Genomic DNA, 16598 nt, shown 5'->3' on the forward strand with positions numbered 1-16598 from the left:
GCCCATTTGGTATCCAGTTGTAGAAGCATGGAGAAACGGCAGTATACGGTAGAAAACCCGCCCCAAGACAGTCCCAGGCCGACATGGTTTTTGGTACACAGTCTGTACTTGAAACCCTTCGTTCGGGCAAAGAAATTGAACGATTATTCATTCAGAGAGAATTCGGATTAGCTGAAATTGAGAAACTTGCCAAAGAATTAGGCGTCCCTTTTCAGCGCGTGCCTGTTGAAAACTCAACCGCGTAACCCGGAAAAATCACCAGGGCGTCATCGCTTTCGTATCTCCGATCCAGTATATGCCCCTGCATAACGTGCTGACGCAGGTTTATGAAGAAGGCAAAACACCATTGCTGCTTCTTCTAGACCCGGATAACGGACGTAAGAAACTTTGGAGCAATCGCCAGGACCGCAGAATGTGCAGGTGTGCAAGCCCTGATCGTTCCCACAAAAGGCGGCGCGCAGATCAATGCAGATGCGATGAAAACCTCTTCTGGTGCCTTGAATTTCCTGCCGGTTTGCCGCGAGCCGAATTTGTACGAAACATTGCAATATCTGCGTAACAGCGGTTTGCAAATCATCGCTTGTACGGAGAAGACAGAAAAATCGCTTTATGAAATTGACTTTTCGATTCCTACTGTCATCATTATGGGATCTGAGGAAGACGGGATTTCAAAAGAATTCATACAGCTGGCAGATCTGGAGCAAGGATTCCGTTGAACGGACAAGTGGAGTCGCTGAATGTGTCTGTGGCGAGTTCGATTGTGCTTTACGAGGCTGTAAAGGCAGCGGATTAAAATCTGATTTTCTTCAAAGCATTATATTAAAAAACACCTGACTTTGCATTGGATTAACTTCTCCAAGCACGTCAGGTGTTTTTCTATTTAGATCATTGCCGAAAGCTCTTCATTATCCAGCCTCCGCCAACAACATCATCACCTTCGTAAAGCACAGCAGCTTGAACCGGGTGCTATGCCATTTACGCCGTCGTGGAAACGGGCAACGATTTTATCTGGTTCAATTCTGTTGATAGCAGCAGGTGTTCCGTTGGTTTTGAATGCATTTTTGCTTACAGTTTTGGTTGGCTTTTCGAGTGAAGCATATTTTTGCAAATTCAGCTTGCTGACGTACATTCCATCTCTGAAAAGGTCTGGCAGATCGCCCAGCACAACCTCATTTGTGTCTTTCCTGATTTCAGTAACAAAAGCAGGTTTACCCAAAGCAATGCCTAAACCCTTGCGCTGCCCGACTGTGTAGAACGGATAACCTTCATGTTTTCCTACGATTGTGCCGTCTTCAAAAACGAAATTTCCACCAGCTACTTCGGCCTCTAATCCAGGAATTCTTCTTTTCAGAAACCCTCTGTAATCATTATCCGGCACGAAGCAGATTTCGTAGCTTTCTGATTTGTTAACCAGATCAATAAAACCTCTTTCCCGAGCCATCTCACGGATTTCCGATTTATGCAGGTAACCTAACGGCAATTTCGTACGGGCCAGACTTTCCTGCGAAACGCCCCAAAGCACGTAACTCTGATCTTTCCAGGCATCAATGCCTTTGGAAACATAATGACGGCCGTCATGGAATTGCATATTAGCACAGTGTCCGGTTGCGACAAATTTCACAATCCAAGCGGTCGGCGCGTTTTAAAAAGCGCATCCGGCTGAATGTGCGTATTGCACAAAACGCACGGATTAGGCGTGCGGCCTTCAAGATATTCACCTGTAAAATGGTCGATCACATAATCGCCAAATTCAGCGCGGATATCGAGAATGTAATGTGGGAAACCGAGTTCGACGGCAATGTTTCTTGCGTCGTTGATGGAATCTAGGGAACAGCAGCCGGTCTCTTTTTTGGTGCCTCCGCTGCTGGCATAATCCCAGGTTTTCATGGTCATGCCAATGACCTCATAACCTTGTTCGTGTAACATAACAGCTGCAAGCGAGCTGTCAATGCCGCCACTCATGGCGACGAGAATGCGTCCGTGTTTGCTCATTCGAGGAATCCGCGAAGGTTGAATGCCTTCCGATTTTGTTTAAGTTGAAAATTTGTAACAGCCAAAACGCTGGCACAGGTTCCACAAAAGTACGGATAAAGCTTGTCAATTCTGCACAGCCACCTTAAACACCTCTTTGCCAACCGTGATCAGATACAAACCATTTTGTAGGGAGCTTGTTTCGATAGGTTTGTTGCTCACTACTAAACCCTCTTTTATAGTTTTCCCATTTAATGTCTGGATGCTATACCTAATATTTTCGTTGCTGGCTTTCACAAAAAGCTGCCCTGTTGAGGGATTTGGATAAACAGTTATTTTTTTGGAAGTTGCTTATTCTCCGTCCGTTTTACCACTATAATTCTTGAATACGAGGACGAGTTATCCAAGTCCACTTGTTTAAGACGGTAGTATGTGACTATTTCCGGAGCAGCATCCGTAAACGAATAGGTATTGCTACGGTTGCTAGTGCCAGCACCATCCACAAATCCGACCTGATCAAATTTTATTGCATTTACGCTTTTTTCGATGTAAAATCCAGCATTGTTTTGTTCCCAGGTCGTTGTCCAGGTCATTTGATTCCCTTCGAGCGTGCTTTTGCCGGAGAAGCTGATGAGATTCACGGGCAATATGTCTTGGCAAACATTGGAATTGAGAATTTCCGCTTTGGTTTGGCAACCGCTGGCATTTCCCTCTAAGCTGTACTAACAGATTGTCAGACAGCCCATTCAAATAAGAGCAAATGCTCTTCACTCCGCAAACTGAGAGATTAGTGGAGCTAAAAATTTGCAAAGTTGATATACCCGAACGACTGATATTGTCCAGGCCTGCCAGACCAGTCAGAGCAGGGTTATTTTCCAATTTAATGTAACCATTGATTTCTAAAAGATTGGCTAAGCCACTCAAATCCGAAAGCAGAAGATTGTTACCAATATACCCCCCCCCGATTGCTTTCAAGCCGATTAGACCAGAGACATCTTTCATCTATCACTAAGACTTATCATCAAAGCATCTCCTACAGAGGTAATATTCTCCAATCATGAGAGACTTTCTAATAAAGGGTTACCACCAATTGACATGTGACCATTGACGGCAGTTAATTTGCCCGCACCCGCCACGCTAATTAAGGCAGCATTGAAAACGACGCGAAAATTTCCCACCTTGACTAAGTTCCCAAGGCCAGATAGATTGACCAGGGACGAATTGTTTTCGATATCGATGTTCTCCGCAGTTTCCAGCTGTGACAGTCCAGACAAGTCCGCGAGCATTGGATTATTATCAATATATGAATACCCAGAGCTTTTCAACATTGATAGTCCCGGAAAGGTCCCGAAGCCTTGGATTATTGGAAATCACCAATCCGCTTGCCGATGTAACTCCCAACAGACCGTCAAGGTTAGTGATGTTAACACCTGAAATGTAAAGACCATTGGACACTTCCGTACAACCCGGATAATTTATGGAGAAGTTATCAATAGCAAACTGAGATATCAGATCGCCAACGGTGCAGGCTGCTTTGACGGAAAATGAATTTGCTATTATTACAAAAAAAATCAGCAGTAAATGTTTTTTCATAAAAGAGGAAAAGTGATTGGTGGAGTAATAAGTAATCCTTGGTTACAATATTTTGAAAAAATGCACCATATACAACTGAAGTCGCCAGCTTACTTATAGAAACCAAACTACGCATTCACCTGCCGAATCACATTCTTAATATTCAATTCAATAATATCAGTCATCGTCTCACACCGGTGATATTGGTTGTCCGAATAATGTTTGAACAAGCCTTCCCGGAGCTGGTGGATGTTGTCGACGGTTGAAATGTTGTCTTTGATTGATACGTCGCGCAGCTCTTTCAGGCGATATCTTTCGCTTCTTGCCTGATACATAATTGATGATTGTTCTTCCTGCTGATATTGGAGGACCGTTTTGTCGGTTAGATATTCCATCGCCAGCTCGACGTAAGGACGGTTTTCTTTGAAAAACTGAGGCATGTAGACCTTAATGTTGCCTTCGTAAAATTGCTGGTCGAAGTCGATGGCGCGGAGGCGGAATTGAAAATCGTCAAAATCGGGGGTGATCTGCATGACGAAGTTATAAGCACGCATGTCGCCGAGCAGCGTGATCATGCAGCGCTCGTTGAATTTTACGAATTCTTTTGCAATGCGGATGGGATTGTAATCGGGTTCGCGGAGACGCGTTTCGGCAAATTCATCGCCGGGAATTCCTGCAATGTGCTCTTCGATTAAGCTGTCGCCGTCGACGAGATAGTTAACCTGATTTGGTGAAAAAATCTCTTCCAGTTCCAAACCATAAATGCGGGATGCGTCGGCCCTTTTCACATAAAAATAATCGTAAATATCATTTAGCCGATTTACGATCTTGATCCTGAACGGATTGGAGTTTCCAAATTTGCAGTAATCAATTCGGTCAATGTATTTGTGCTCGACAATGCGCAGATTACCGGAGGCTTTCAGCATCGCATAAGCCTTTTTTAAGCCGCTATGCAGCCGGTCAATTTCGTGCGGGGGATAAAGTGGACTTTCCCAAAGCGTGTCCTTTCCATTTTTGTCCATCACCGGAAACGACTCGTAAAAATTCAACAGATCGTGATAACCCACCGGCAGCTTCGCATCACGCTGATAAAAACGCAGATATTTCCGCAATTCGGTGCTTACGGGATAAATTGGCTTCTTTTTTAATATTTTAACATCACCCTGTTCCATAAAGTAAGTTAGCATTTATAATGCTTAAATTACAGGTTCTATCTTTAATTGAAGCATGGCAATGATCGGTTTGGCGGTGTGTGGCGGAAAAAGCAGCCGAATGGGCGCTGACAAAAGTCAGCTGCAATATTTTGGAGTTTCGCAGGCAGAACACGTTTTAAACTTGCTAACCCCCCTTTGTGAAACAGTCTTCATCTCTTGCAACAATTCTCAGGTAAAGCTTTTTGACAAAAACAAAACACTCGCAGACCTGCCTCATTTTGAACACATTGGCCCAATGGCCTCGCTGCTGACAGCTTTTGAATTGCACCCTGGCAACGACTTCCTGATCATCGGCTGCGACTATCCTTTCTTAACCTCACAGGATCTTGCAAATTTTCTTTCTAAGACTAGAAGAGATGCGGTTGCTGCTGCTTTTTATAATGATGCCGGAAAATATGAGCCGTTAATGGCTTGGTATGCAAAGGATTCGGCCTCATTACTGTTGGATCGATTTCACCAAAAGCAATATAGTCTCCAGCATTTTTTAAAAGAAATGAATGCGGAAAAGCATTTGCCGGAATCGAAAGAAGCCATGACAAGCGTAGATACGAGGGAGGAATACGAGCGGGTCAGGGCCTTAATTAATCTCAACATTTAAATCAATGGAAATCAGTTCGATAGCGCAGCAGCGCATACAAGTTGTTACACAGCACGGATTCACCGATGCGGAAGACGATCTGGCGGTGGAAGAGCCACTGGAAATTCAGCTTGGTTACCATGAGTCTGGAAAAGTGGTCAAAAAAAGCATTTCTGTAACGATGCGGACGCCGGGAACATGACGCATCCCTTGCTGTTGGCTTTTGGTTTTACAGAAGGCAATTTATCAGCGAAAGTGCTCAGATAAAGTCGGTTTACAAACAATATTTTAGATGAAAACAAAGTGCTGGTTACTTATGTCCGATGACTTTCAGCCGAAAATAAAATCGCTGGAAAGAAACTTCTACACCACATCGAGTTGCGGCGTTTGCGGAAAAGCGAGCATTGATGCAATCAAAACCGTGTCGGCATACCAAAACGATTCTACTGCGTTACGGATTGAAAAACAGGTCCTGTTCACATTGCGCGACCAGCTTGCAAGCCAGCAGCGCATCTTTGAAAGCACGGGCGGTCTGCACGCGTCTGCGCTTTTTTATCACAACGGAAAATTTATAACCCTGCGCGAAGACGTTGGCCGGCACAATGCATTGGACAAACTGATCGGCGACGCGCTGCTCAACAACCAGCTCCCACTGGCAAACCATATTCTGCTGCTAAGCGGACGCGCCAGTTTTGAACTGATCCAAAAAGCGGCAATGGCTGGAATTCAGATTGTGGCTGCAATCGGGGCGCCTTCGAGCCTGGCGGTTGCACTTGCCGAAGAAAGCGGCATTACGCTGATCGGTTTTTTGAAAAATGAAAAATTCAACATTTACTCCGGTTTTGAACGGATCTCAACAATATGAAAATACGCATTCAACGCAATTCCGTGCGTTTTCGACTTAGTAAAACGGACATTGATAAATTGGAAAAAACTGGCTTTCTAAAAGAGGAAACGGCCTTTGCAAATGCCCGCTTTGGCTATGCGATCAGCCGGTCGACTGTTGACGAAGCGCTTTCCGCAGTGTTTGAAGATGGGACAATTGTAATGATTATGCCTGAAAACCTGATTTCTGGATGGGCTGCAAACGACATTGTGGGCTTCAATGCCACCATGCAAATCAATGAAAATGAAACGCTCCATTTACTCGTAGAAAAGGACTTTAAATGTCTGGATAATGTCACCGAGGACCAATCGGACAATTACGAAAATCCTAAAACCTGCTAACATGGAAAATGAACAGCATATCATTCCCGGCGCCGAAAATCCTGACAAGCTTACCGGCCTGAAACAAAAGGATGTGATGAAAGTGGCTGCGGGCATTCCGGCAGTTGTTTCGAGTTTTCAAAAAACACTTCAGGAAGCAGGATTGCAGCGTGGCATGAAAGCACTTTTTAATTTAAATAAAAAAGGAGGTTTCGACTGTCCGAGCTGTGCCTGGCCCGATCCGGACGATGAGCGCTCGGGCATTGCAGAATATTGTGAAAATGGCGCCAGGGCTGTTGCGGAAGAGGCTACAACCAAGAAACTGGATGCCAAATTTTTTGCAGAAAACTCAGTTGTCGATCTCGGCAAATTGTCTGATTACGAAATTGGTGGAAAAGGCAGGATCGCTACGCCCATGTTTTTACCGGCGGGCGCCAAACATTATCAGCCCATTTCCTGGAATGCTGCTTTTGAAAAAATCGGCCTTGAACTGAATCGGCTGGCTTCACCGGATGAAGCGATATTTTACACTTCCGGCCGAACGAGCAACGAAGCTGCCTTTTTATACCAGCTTTTTGTCCGTGAATATGGCACCAATAACTTGCCGGATTGCAGTAATATGTGTCACGAAAGCAGTGGCATTGCATTGGGCGAATCGCTTGGCATTGGCAAAGGGTCGGTGACATTGAATGACTTTTATGAAGCGGAAGTGATCATGATCCTGGGTCAGAATCCGGGGACGAACCATCCGCGGATGATGACTGCATTGCAAAAGGCCAAAGCCAACGGTGCTACGATCATTTCCATCAATCCACTGCCCGAAACGGGCTTGATGGGATTTAATAATCCGCAAAGTGTGCAGGGCGTTTTGGGCATTCATCCGGCGCTGACCGACATTTTCCTGCAAGTCAAGATCAATGGGGACATGGCTTTGCTCAAAGCGATCGAGGTTTTGTTGCTAAAAGAGGAAGAAAACAATCCCGGAATGGTCTTTGACCGCGATTTTATTGCAAACAACACGGAAGGTTATAACGATTTTGTTGCACACATTAAAACGCAGAATGCTGAGACATTAGCCAAACTAAGCGGTGTGTCTTTGGCTCAGATCCAGGAAGTTGTGCGCGTTTTGGCAGAGAAGAAAAAGATCATCACTTGCTGGGCAATGGGCCTGACGCAGCATAAAAACGCAGTTGACACGATCAAAGAAATCGTTAATCTGCTTCTGTTAAAAGGCAGCATAGGAAAACCGGGCGCCGGAACTTGCCCCGTTCGCGGCCATAGCAATGTGCAAGGCGACCGGACAATGGGAATTTTTGAAAAACCGACGCCGAAATTTCTCAGTGATCTTGAAAAAAACTTCCATTTCACGACGCCCAAAAAACATGGCTATGACGTGGTGGAATCCATTAAGGCCATGCACGAAGGCAAAGCGAAAGTCTTCTTTGCGATGGGCGGCAACTTCCTGTCCGCCACGCCCGACACGCAATACACGGCAACAGCATTAAGCAATTGCCGGCTCACCGTGCACGTTTCCACCAAATTGAACAGAAGTCATTTGGTAACGGGCACCGAGGCGCTCATTTTACCATGCCTGGGCAGAAGCGATATGGATATGCTGAATGGCGAAAACCGTTTTATATCTTGCGAAAATTCGATGGGCGTAATCCAAATGTCGAAAGGCGTTCTGCCACCCGTTTCAGATCAGCTGCTGAGCGAACCTGCGATTATATGCCGCCTTGCAAAAGCAGTTTTGGGAAGAAAAAGTCAGATCAACTGGGATCGTTATGCGGCTGATTATGACGTGATCCGCGCTGATATTGAACGCACGATTCCAGGTTTTGAAAATTATAATGAGCGCGTGCGACTTCCGGGCGGTTTTTATCTGCCGAATTGCAACCGCGATGGAAATTTTGACACCGAAACCAAAAAAGCCAGCTTCAACATTGGCGAGCTTCACGATCCGGAACTTGCTGCGGACGAGCTAATGATGATGACAATCCGGAGCCACGATCAGTTTAACACAACGATTTATGGCCTTAATGATCGTTACAGGGGCATTTTTAATGAGCGCCGCATCATTATGATGAATGAGCGTGACATGGAAAGCAGGGGCTTGAAGAGCGGAGACCTCGTGGATTTACGAAATGATTTTGGTGGAGTTGAACGCATTGCACACAAATTTGTCGTGGTTCCTTATTCCATTCCACAAGGCTGCACAGCGACGTATTTTCCTGTAGACCAATGTACTTGTGCCCATTAACAGCGTGGCGGATAAGAGCAACACGCCAACTTCCAAGCTTGTTAAACTGACCATTCACAAGCACTTGCAAGCTGCTGGCGGTTAACATTAACTCTTATCAGACACCAAACTTCCTAACCCTTGAAAAAATTTTTACTAACCTTTTCAGCTGCGGCGATTTGCCTCTCGCTTTTCGCCTTTTTACAACGACCCAAGACAAATCGTCCTGCTCAGGATGCGCCGGATAGCACGCGCTTCACGCACATGACGCTCGCGCAAGGACTTGATGAGCCGATGGAAATGGCCATTTTGCCAAATCTGGACGTTATCATTGTCGAACGAAAGGGAGATGTGAAGCTATATGATGCCAAAGAAAAGCATATCAAAACCGTCGCGCACATCAATGTTTATAGCGGCATTGAGGACGGGTTGCTAGGCGTGGCGGCGGATCCGGATTTTGACAAAAACCATTGGCTTTATCTTTATTATGGCGTCGCTGGCGATAAAAATGTCAGTCATTTGGCACGCTATGATTTCATCGACCAAAAACTGGATATCAATTCCAAAAAAGTGCTTCTTGAAGTGCCCACCCAACGCACTTATTGCTGCCATTCAGCAGGTTATCTTACTTTTTCGGACGGATTGCTTTATTTATCGACCGGAGACAACACCAATGCGGAGGAAATTGAAGGGCATAACCCAACCGATGAACGCCCCGGCAGACAACTTTCCGACGATCAGGGAACGACGGCAAACAGCAAGGATTTCAGAGGTAAAATATTGCGGATCAAGCCACTTCCTGACGGGACTTATGCCATTCCTGATGGCAACCTTTTTCCCAAAGACGGCTCGCTGGGTTTTCCTGAAATTTATGTGATGGGCTGCCGTAATCCGTTCCGCGTGTCGGTTGATCCGAAAAACAAATACGTTTATTGGGGAGATGTTGGGCCGGATACGAATGTGCCTGCGGAAGAAGGTTTTTTGAGCTATGACGAAATTAACCAGGCCAAAAAACCCGGATTTTTTGGTTATCCTTATTTTCTCGGTTCCAATGAGGCCTTTCCTAAATATGATTTTGAAACCAAAAAGGAAGGCCCAAAACAAGATCCCGCGCACCCGATCAATAGTTCACCCAATAACACAGGAATCAAAGAATTGCCTGCCGCCCAGCCTGCGATGATCTGGTATGGAAAAGGCGAATCCAAACGTTGGCCGATGGTTGGCAAAGGCGCTGCGAGTGCCATGGCGGGGCCTGTTTATTACAGCGATCTTTATCCCAATGCGAAATACAAACTGCCTGCATATTACGATGGGAAACTCTTTATTTACGAGTGGATCCGGAAGTGGATTATGGCCGTAACATTGGACAAAGATGGAAATTATGTTAGTATGGAGCCTTTTTTGCCTCATCTAAAACTCATTGCGCCCATGGATATGCAGATTGCCCGTGACGGCGCGATCTATATGCTTGCTTATGGCACAAACTGGTTTGCAAAAAACACAGACGCGGGCCTGATACGCATTGAATATTCGGAAGGAAACCGCAATCCGATTGCCAGCATTCAGGTGGATAAAAGCATTGGTGCCGCGCCGCTTACAGCAACATTATCCGCTTCGCAATCAAAGGATTATGATCAAAATGATAAGCTGACATTCAATTGGAAGATTGGTGATAAAAACTTTACCGGACAGGAATTAAAGCAAACATTCGATAAACCGGGCATTTACAATGTTGCGCTTACGGTGAGCGATCAGGCGGGTGGATCGGGTGTAGCCACAGCGCAAATTAAAGTGGGAAATACGCCGCCGGATGTGCGCATCAGCACAACGGCTAACCGCAGCTTTTACTGGGATAATGTCCCTTTCGATTACAAGGTGATCTTGCAAGATAAGGAAGACAAAGTGCCTGCTAAACAAGACATTAACCTGGCGTTCGATTATCTGCCTGTCGGGAAGGATTTCGCGGCTGCGCTTTCGGGTGCGAGTCATGGAAACCTGCGTTATGCTGCCACGGAAACGTTTTATGCGTCGCTGGATTGCAAGTCCTGTCACACAGTGGATACGAAATCCATAGGGCCGGCCTTGAAGGATGTTTCGAAGCGTTATGCTTCCAAAACGGGTGCGGCCGATCTGCTGGCGCAAAAGATCATCAAAGGCGGAAGCGGGAATTGGGGCTCCTACCCCATGCCTCCGCACCCCGATCTGACCATTGCGCAATCGGGTGATTTGGCTGGATACATCCTTGCACTAACGGGTGAAAAGCCAAAATTGGCGCCACAAGGCAGCATTATGCTTGACGAACACATTGGCAAAGGAAATGAAGGCGCTTATGTTTTGACAGCAAATTATACGGACAAAGGCGCAAATGGCATCGAGCCGTTGAAGGGCAGCACGGCTGTTATTCTGAAAAATCCTTTGGTGCAATTGGAAGACTTTGAAAAAGGCAATGTCAGCGTTTCAATTGGCACAAAAAACAATGGTTTCGTGACTTCTGTCCCGGCTGGAAATGGCAAGTTTGTGAGCTTCAATGACATTGACCTAAACCACATTAAGCGGCTCAAATTCAGGATAGGAATGGACGGTGATGGCGGAATGCTTGAAATCAGGGAGAATGCTGTTGACGGGAATTTGCTGGGATCACTGGAAGTGCCGGGCAGCCAAACGAAAAGTGACAAACAGCAGTGGCAAGAAATGCAGGCGAGCATTAAACCGGTTAACAAAATGACAAATCTTTTCCTGGTTTTCAAAAATCCGGATACCAGCAAAAAGTTGCTCTTTTATGTCGATTGGATGTATTTTGAAAAATAATGCATCCTGAAAATTAACATTGAGCTAACACCGCTGAACGAAACTAGCCTTAATTTGCGGACTGCTTTGGACAAATGTTCAGGGTAAATCCAGTTAATAAATTTCTTTTTGTTGAAGTCCAAATTTGAAAAAATGAAAAAAATCTTATCCATTATTGCAGTTGGAATCCTAAGTCTGACCGCTTTTGAAGGCATGTCTCAAAACAAAAATAAAGTGATTGCGCACCGCGGCGCGTGGAAAAACACAGGCGTTACTGAAAATTCCATCGGCGCATTGGAGCATGCGATCAAACTGGGTTGCTATGGCAGCGAATTTGATGTGCATATGTCGTCAGATTCGGTTATTTACGTGCATCACGACCATGCGATTAAAGGAACACACATTGAAAAGACGAGTTCGCAGGAGCTTTCACAGATCAAACTGGAAGATGGAAGCGCATTGCCAACATTGGAAGAATATCTGAAAGCCGGTAAAAAACAGAAAAAAACGCGCTTGATCCTTGAAATAAAAACGTCTTCGATGGGTAAAGAACGTTCGCTGGCTTTGGCTACGAAATGCGTTGAAATGGTTAAGAAATTGAAAGTGGAGAACATTACGGATTACATTGCTTTTGATTTTGATGTTTGCAAAAAAGTAAAAGAACTGGCTCCAAAAGCACATGTTGAATATCTGAACGGTGATAAAACGCCGGACGAAATCGAAGCGGCTGGCCTGGATGGCATCGATTATCATTTAAGTGTTTTGAAGAAAAAACCTGAATACATTACAGCCATTCGCGACAAAAAACTGACGACGAATGTGTGGACTGTAAATAATGAAGATGACATGAAGTGGTTCCTTGAACAGCATGTGGATTACATTACGACCAACGAGCCTGAGTTGCTTTTGAAGATCTCGAAATAATTGCCTTAATAAGTAAAAAGCGCAGCTCCGGATCCCGAAGCTGCGCTTTTTTATGTGGTTAACCTTAAATTCTGGCGGTCTGTAATTGGCCATTGGTTTCCTGCCAGGCCCTGATGACTTGGTTAAGCTGCTTGTATTCGATCAAAAAGCCGTCATGGCCGTATAATGAATCAATTTCCTGAAAAACCGCATCCGGAATGTGCCGGGCAACGAATTGCTGTTCGGACAATGGGAATAGTAAGTCGGATTTTATGCCCAGCACCAGCGTTTTGGCTTTTACCAAACCTAATGCATGCACAATTCCGCCCCGGTTACGACCCACATTATGCGAATCCATGATCTTTGAAAGCGTCCAGTAAGAATATGCATTGAAACGTTTCACAAACTTATCGCCCTGATATTGCTGATAAGACGAAGCCCGGAAATCATCGATCTGATCCGGATTATCACGCGCCTGGGTAAAATTATAAGTGTCGTAATTGCGGTAGGAAAGCAATGCAATGGACCTTGCAGCGCGCATGCCCATGCTTCCGGCATCGTCGGTGTTATCTTTGAATGTCGGGTCAGCCTCGATTGCCATCCGCTGAGACTCGTTGAATGCGATTCCCCAGGGAGAATGTAGCGCATTGGACGCGATCAGGATCAGTTCTTCAAACAGTTCGGGCACTTCAACAGCCCATTCCAATGCTTGTTGACCGCCTAGCGAGCCGCCAATGCAGATTTTTATCTTCCTGACTTCCAGCTCCTGACGCAGCAGATCCATCGCCCCAACCACATCGCGCACCGTTACAACAGGGAAATCACGATAATAGGGTTTTTGCGTTTTTGGATTAATACTTAGCGGACCTGTGGAGCCATAAGCCGAGCCCAGCACGTTGACACAGATGATAAAATATTTGGCAGGATCAAAAAACTTGCCTTCTCCAACAAGTCCGTCCCACCATTCGGCAGCATTGGAACTCCCGGTGAGTGCATGACATATCCAGACAATGTTGCTTTCGTCGTCATTTCGTTTTCCATAAGTGGTGTAGGACAACTCGAAGCCCGGTAATTCACCGCCCATTTCAAGCGCGTAGGCGTAAGGATATTTAAATGTTCTTTGTTCCGCTTGCATAAGTGCCAGAGCACAGGTTTTGATACAAAATATTAACAGGCCGATCCGTAAAAATTACAGAACAGGTGTGAGAATAAAGCCATCCGGCTTACGGAAATTTCTAACTGTAAGTTCACGCGAATTGAGTTTATATCTCCTAATAACTTAGGTGGGAATTAGCACCTTTCTCCATTGTGGTAGCAGGTTGCCAGAGGTTCTTAGAGCCCATTCTCTCGCCTCTTCTTTATAAATCAATCGCACACAAGGTGAAGCAATTGACTTGATGTTGCAATATTAAGCCTGGATGCCTGAAAATGCAAACAAAAGGGCAAATTCTATTTTGCAGGGGATGCAGGGCGGTTTATCTTTGCCATTTAATGTCACTCCGTTCGATGAAAACTTATTTGTTTCTTTTTCTTTTTGCTTGCCAGAGTTCGTTTGCCCAATTGCCTTCTTCCGAAAACCTCTCCAAACACATTTATAAGCTTGCTTCCGACAAAATGAAAGGTCGCGGAACGGGGAGTAAGGAGAATCAAAAAGCAGCAAAATACGTCGCTTCTCAATTCAAAAAATACGGACTTCAACCAAAAGGAACACAAGGTTTTTACCAGCCATTCATTGCCAAAGTCAGAAGGGTTACCGTGCCTGACAGTCTGCGCGAAACAAACAATGTCATCGGGTTTTTAGACAACGGAGCTGACTATACCATCATTATCGGCGCCCATTTTGATCATTTGGGATTAGGCAGACAAGGAAGTTCAAAAGCCGATAAGCCGGAAGGACAAATCCACAACGGCGCGGACGACAATGCTTCGGGTGTTGCGGGACTGCTCGAACTGGCCAGATATTTTTCCAAAAACGACACAAAAGAGCCTTATAACTTCCTGTTCATTGCTTTTGGAGCAGAAGAGCTGGGTTTGCTAGGCTCGCGTCATTTTGTAAACAATCCAACATTGCCTTTGGATAAAATTGATTTCATGTCTAATATGGATATGATTGGCCGCTATGATCCCAGCCGCGGCGTCGGCATTGGCGGTTATGGCACAAGCGATGAATGGCCTGCGATTTTCAAAGGCGTAAAAAGCGAAACAAAATTTTTCACAGATAATGCAGGAAGCGGCGGCTCTGATCATGGCTCTTTTTATGCCAAAAAGATCCCTGTGCTGTTCTTTCACACTGGCGGACACGACGATTATCACAAACCGACGGACGATCCTGAAAAAATTAATTTCGAAGCAGCCGCAGGCATCCTGGCTATTCAGATTCAGCTTATTGAGAATGCAATGAAACTTCCGAAGCTAAAATTCACTGAGGTCAAGTAAGCGTTTTTTACAACCATTGACCATATTTTTTGAAGTTAATCCACACTATACCGGATCATCATCCGTATTACTGACAATTTAAACCACCGAAATCTTGTACGGATTCATTGCCCCCTCCTTCACTTATGGTCAATCACATGCCTCTCCGGAAGAGCTGTTCGGAACATTGTTTCGTGACATTCAGCAAAGCAATATTTTTGAAGACTCGAAGACTTTCGCAGATGCAATTCCGTTAGAAGATCCGGTTTTCATCATTGAAAAATATCACCATGAAAAAGACGAGCCGGAGTTCGATCTGGGCACGTTTGTGAAGCAATATTTCCGCATGCCCACGCACATTGTCTCCACATTTAAGGCTGACACTTCGTTATCGACTTCGGAACATATTAAAAGATTATGGTCTGTGCTGACCCGCCAGCCCGAAAACCAGGAGCGCGGCGGTTCGCTTATTCCGCTCCCCTATCCTTATGTGGTGCCGGGCGGCCGCTTTCGCGAGATTTATTATTGGGACAGTTACTTTACAATGCTCGGGCTGAAAGAGTCCGGCAGGACGGACCTGATCGAGAGTACGCTGAATAACTTCGCCAGATCTGATCTGATAGTTCCGGCTACATTCCAACCGCCAACCGCACTTATTATCTGACGCGTTCGCAGCCGCCTTTCTTTTCATTAATGGTGCGGCTTTACAGTGATATGGAGGGCAAAAAGGTCCTGAAACGCTATTTGCCGCAGTTGCAGAAAGAATATGATTACTGGATGAAAGACGACGGCGATCTCCGAGGAGCCATTTACATCACATCGGCGTGTTGTTAACCTGCCGGACGGCGCTGTCTTGAACCGCTATTGGGACGACAAGGCGACTCCCCCGGCCTGAATCTTATCGAGAAGATGTGGAGCTGAGCGAAGAAGCGAAGGAAAAATATGGAACGGACTTTCCTGATGCCGTTTTCAGGCATATCCGGGCTGCAGGCAGAGTCCGGATGGGATTTCAGCAGCCGGTGGTTTGCGGATGAAAACGACTTTACGAGCATTCACACCACAGACATTTTGCCCGTCGACCTGAACTGTCTGATGTATCATCTCGAAAAAACTTTGGCGGAGGCATATCTTTTTTATCAGACAACTCGAAAAAGCATTTGGAAATGGAGGAAAAAGCTCGTTTGCGGGCAACAGCCATTCAAACGTATTTTTGGGACGACACGCGTAACTTCTTTATGGATTATGATTTTAAGCAAAAAGATTTTACAAAAGCGGTGACACTGGCAGGGACATTTCCACTTTATTTTAAACTGGCCACCAAGTCGCAGTCACATTTTATGCGCGGATACATTCGTCTGAATTTCATGCGCTCGGGCGGACTGCTCACAACAACCGTGAAAACCGGCCAGCAGTGGGACGCTCCAAATGGCTGGGCGCCTTTGCAATGGATCACTTACAAGGGTTTACGGAATTATAATTTCCACAGGACCGCTAATGAATTGTGCGCAGAGTGGATCGGACTTGTGGATAAGGAATTTAAACATTCGGGCAAAATGCTTGAAAAATACAATGTGTCAGACACCAATTTGATAGCCGGCGGAGGCGAATATGAGATCCAGGAAGGATTCGGATGGACCAATGGCGTTTATCTGCGAATGCGGAATAAAAGGAGCTAACCTGACACGAAATCACATTTCAATTATTATCTGATTCT

20 protein-coding genes, 2 pseudogenes and 1 riboswitch are annotated in these 16598 nt (G+C 45.4%); of the genes and pseudogenes, 15 read left to right on the forward strand and 7 right to left on the reverse strand.

Going from position 1 to position 16598, the window contains the following annotated elements:
- Positions 1-83: 83 nt before the first annotated feature.
- On the forward strand, positions 84-245 hold the full coding sequence (locus AC0IYG_RS12300) for an RNA methyltransferase substrate-binding domain-containing protein (protein WP_471711372.1): 162 nt from the start codon (positions 84-86) through the stop codon (positions 243-245).
- A 177-nt stretch (positions 246-422) separates the two neighbouring features.
- Entirely contained in the window at positions 423-716 is a 294-nt protein-coding gene (locus AC0IYG_RS12305; RefSeq protein ID WP_471711373.1) for a TrmH family RNA methyltransferase, read from the forward strand.
- Between the two features lie 169 nt (positions 717-885).
- Here the strand turns inward: AC0IYG_RS12305 and mnmA are convergent.
- The 6 genes and pseudogenes from mnmA to AC0IYG_RS12335 form a co-directional block, all read right to left on the reverse strand.
- A pseudogene (gene mnmA, locus AC0IYG_RS12310) lies at positions 886-1992 on the reverse strand (tRNA 2-thiouridine(34) synthase MnmA).
- 105 nt (positions 1993-2097) lie between these two features.
- On the reverse strand, positions 2098-2307 hold the full coding sequence (locus AC0IYG_RS12315) for a T9SS type A sorting domain-containing protein (RefSeq protein WP_471711567.1): 210 nt from the start codon (positions 2305-2307) through the stop codon (positions 2098-2100).
- A gap of 180 nt (positions 2308-2487) precedes the next feature.
- Entirely contained in the window at positions 2488-2973 is a 486-nt protein-coding gene (locus AC0IYG_RS12320; RefSeq protein WP_471711374.1) for a hypothetical protein, read from the reverse strand.
- A gap of 53 nt (positions 2974-3026) precedes the next feature.
- Entirely contained in the window at positions 3027-3257 is a 231-nt protein-coding gene (locus AC0IYG_RS12325) for a hypothetical protein (protein WP_471711375.1), read from the reverse strand.
- A gap of 10 nt (positions 3258-3267) precedes the next feature.
- A complete protein-coding gene (locus tag AC0IYG_RS12330) occupies positions 3268-3564 on the reverse strand; it encodes a hypothetical protein (RefSeq protein WP_471711376.1) in 297 nt (98 codons plus the stop codon).
- Positions 3565-3671: 107 nt separating this feature from the next.
- Positions 3672-4715 (reverse strand): hypothetical protein, encoded by a 1044-nt coding sequence (locus AC0IYG_RS12335; protein WP_471711568.1) that lies wholly within the window; start codon positions 4713-4715, stop codon positions 3672-3674.
- Positions 4716-4776: 61 nt separating this feature from the next.
- On the opposite strand from AC0IYG_RS12335, the gene mobA reads away from it, so the two are divergent.
- The 7 genes and pseudogenes from mobA (at position 4777) to AC0IYG_RS12370 (ending at position 12490) form a co-directional block, all read left to right on the forward strand.
- Positions 4777-5355, forward strand: a complete 579-nt coding sequence (mobA, locus tag AC0IYG_RS12340) for a molybdenum cofactor guanylyltransferase (protein WP_471711377.1) — start codon at positions 4777-4779, stop codon at positions 5353-5355.
- Between the two features lie 4 nt (positions 5356-5359).
- A complete protein-coding gene (locus AC0IYG_RS12345; RefSeq protein ID WP_471711378.1) occupies positions 5360-5536 on the forward strand; it encodes a hypothetical protein in 177 nt (58 codons plus the stop codon).
- A gap of 90 nt (positions 5537-5626) precedes the next feature.
- Positions 5627-6199 carry a formate dehydrogenase accessory sulfurtransferase FdhD gene (fdhD, locus tag AC0IYG_RS12350; protein WP_471711379.1) on the forward strand — a complete coding sequence of 191 codons (573 nt, stop codon included), beginning with the start codon at positions 5627-5629 and terminating at the stop codon, positions 6197-6199.
- Positions 6196-6561, forward strand: coding sequence for a DUF7009 family protein (locus AC0IYG_RS12355; RefSeq protein ID WP_471711380.1), 366 nt, complete (start codon positions 6196-6198; stop codon positions 6559-6561). The genes fdhD and AC0IYG_RS12355 overlap by 4 nt, the downstream gene beginning before the upstream one ends.
- A gap of 1 nt (position 6562) precedes the next feature.
- A pseudogene (locus tag AC0IYG_RS12360) lies at positions 6563-8885 on the forward strand (FdhF/YdeP family oxidoreductase).
- 35 nt (positions 8886-8920) lie between these two features.
- Positions 8921-11587, forward strand: a complete 2667-nt coding sequence (locus tag AC0IYG_RS12365; RefSeq protein WP_471711381.1) for a PQQ-dependent sugar dehydrogenase — start codon at positions 8921-8923, stop codon at positions 11585-11587.
- Positions 11588-11719: 132 nt separating this feature from the next.
- Positions 11720-12490, forward strand: a complete 771-nt coding sequence (locus tag AC0IYG_RS12370; RefSeq protein ID WP_471711382.1) for a glycerophosphodiester phosphodiesterase — start codon at positions 11720-11722, stop codon at positions 12488-12490.
- Between the two features lie 64 nt (positions 12491-12554).
- Here AC0IYG_RS12370 and metX read toward each other — a convergent pair whose 3' ends face one another.
- A complete protein-coding gene (gene metX, locus AC0IYG_RS12375) occupies positions 12555-13604 on the reverse strand; it encodes a homoserine O-acetyltransferase MetX (RefSeq protein ID WP_471711383.1) in 1050 nt (349 codons plus the stop codon).
- Between the two features lie 124 nt (positions 13605-13728).
- Positions 13729-13836: riboswitch (SAM riboswitch) on the reverse strand.
- Between the two features lie 139 nt (positions 13837-13975).
- On the opposite strand from metX, the gene AC0IYG_RS12380 reads away from it, so the two are divergent.
- The 6 genes from AC0IYG_RS12380 to AC0IYG_RS12405 all read left to right on the forward strand — a co-directional run bounded on the left by AC0IYG_RS12380 (position 13976) and on the right by AC0IYG_RS12405 (position 16560).
- Positions 13976-14905: a M20/M25/M40 family metallo-hydrolase gene (locus tag AC0IYG_RS12380; RefSeq protein ID WP_471711384.1), complete on the forward strand. Its 930-nt coding sequence runs from the start codon at positions 13976-13978 to the stop codon at positions 14903-14905.
- A 94-nt stretch (positions 14906-14999) separates the two neighbouring features.
- Positions 15000-15548 (forward strand): trehalase family glycosidase, encoded by a 549-nt coding sequence (locus AC0IYG_RS12385; RefSeq protein WP_471711385.1) that lies wholly within the window; start codon positions 15000-15002, stop codon positions 15546-15548.
- Complete coding sequence (locus AC0IYG_RS12390) at positions 15545-15718, forward strand: trehalase family glycosidase (protein WP_471711569.1); 174 nt, start codon at positions 15545-15547, stop codon at positions 15716-15718. Before AC0IYG_RS12385 ends, AC0IYG_RS12390 begins: the two co-directional genes overlap by 4 nt.
- 77 nt (positions 15719-15795) lie before the next feature.
- Positions 15796-15918 carry a hypothetical protein gene (locus AC0IYG_RS12395; RefSeq protein ID WP_471711578.1) on the forward strand — a complete coding sequence of 41 codons (123 nt, stop codon included), beginning with the start codon at positions 15796-15798 and terminating at the stop codon, positions 15916-15918.
- Positions 15869-16162: a trehalase family glycosidase gene (locus AC0IYG_RS12400; RefSeq protein ID WP_471711570.1), complete on the forward strand. Its 294-nt coding sequence runs from the start codon at positions 15869-15871 to the stop codon at positions 16160-16162. The genes AC0IYG_RS12395 and AC0IYG_RS12400 overlap by 50 nt, the downstream gene beginning before the upstream one ends.
- Complete coding sequence (locus AC0IYG_RS12405) at positions 16048-16560, forward strand: trehalase family glycosidase (RefSeq protein WP_471711386.1); 513 nt, start codon at positions 16048-16050, stop codon at positions 16558-16560. Before AC0IYG_RS12400 ends, AC0IYG_RS12405 begins: the two co-directional genes overlap by 115 nt.
- The last annotated feature ends 38 nt before the right edge of the window (positions 16561-16598 follow it).

Source organism: Dyadobacter sp. AC419 (genome assembly GCF_979253085.1).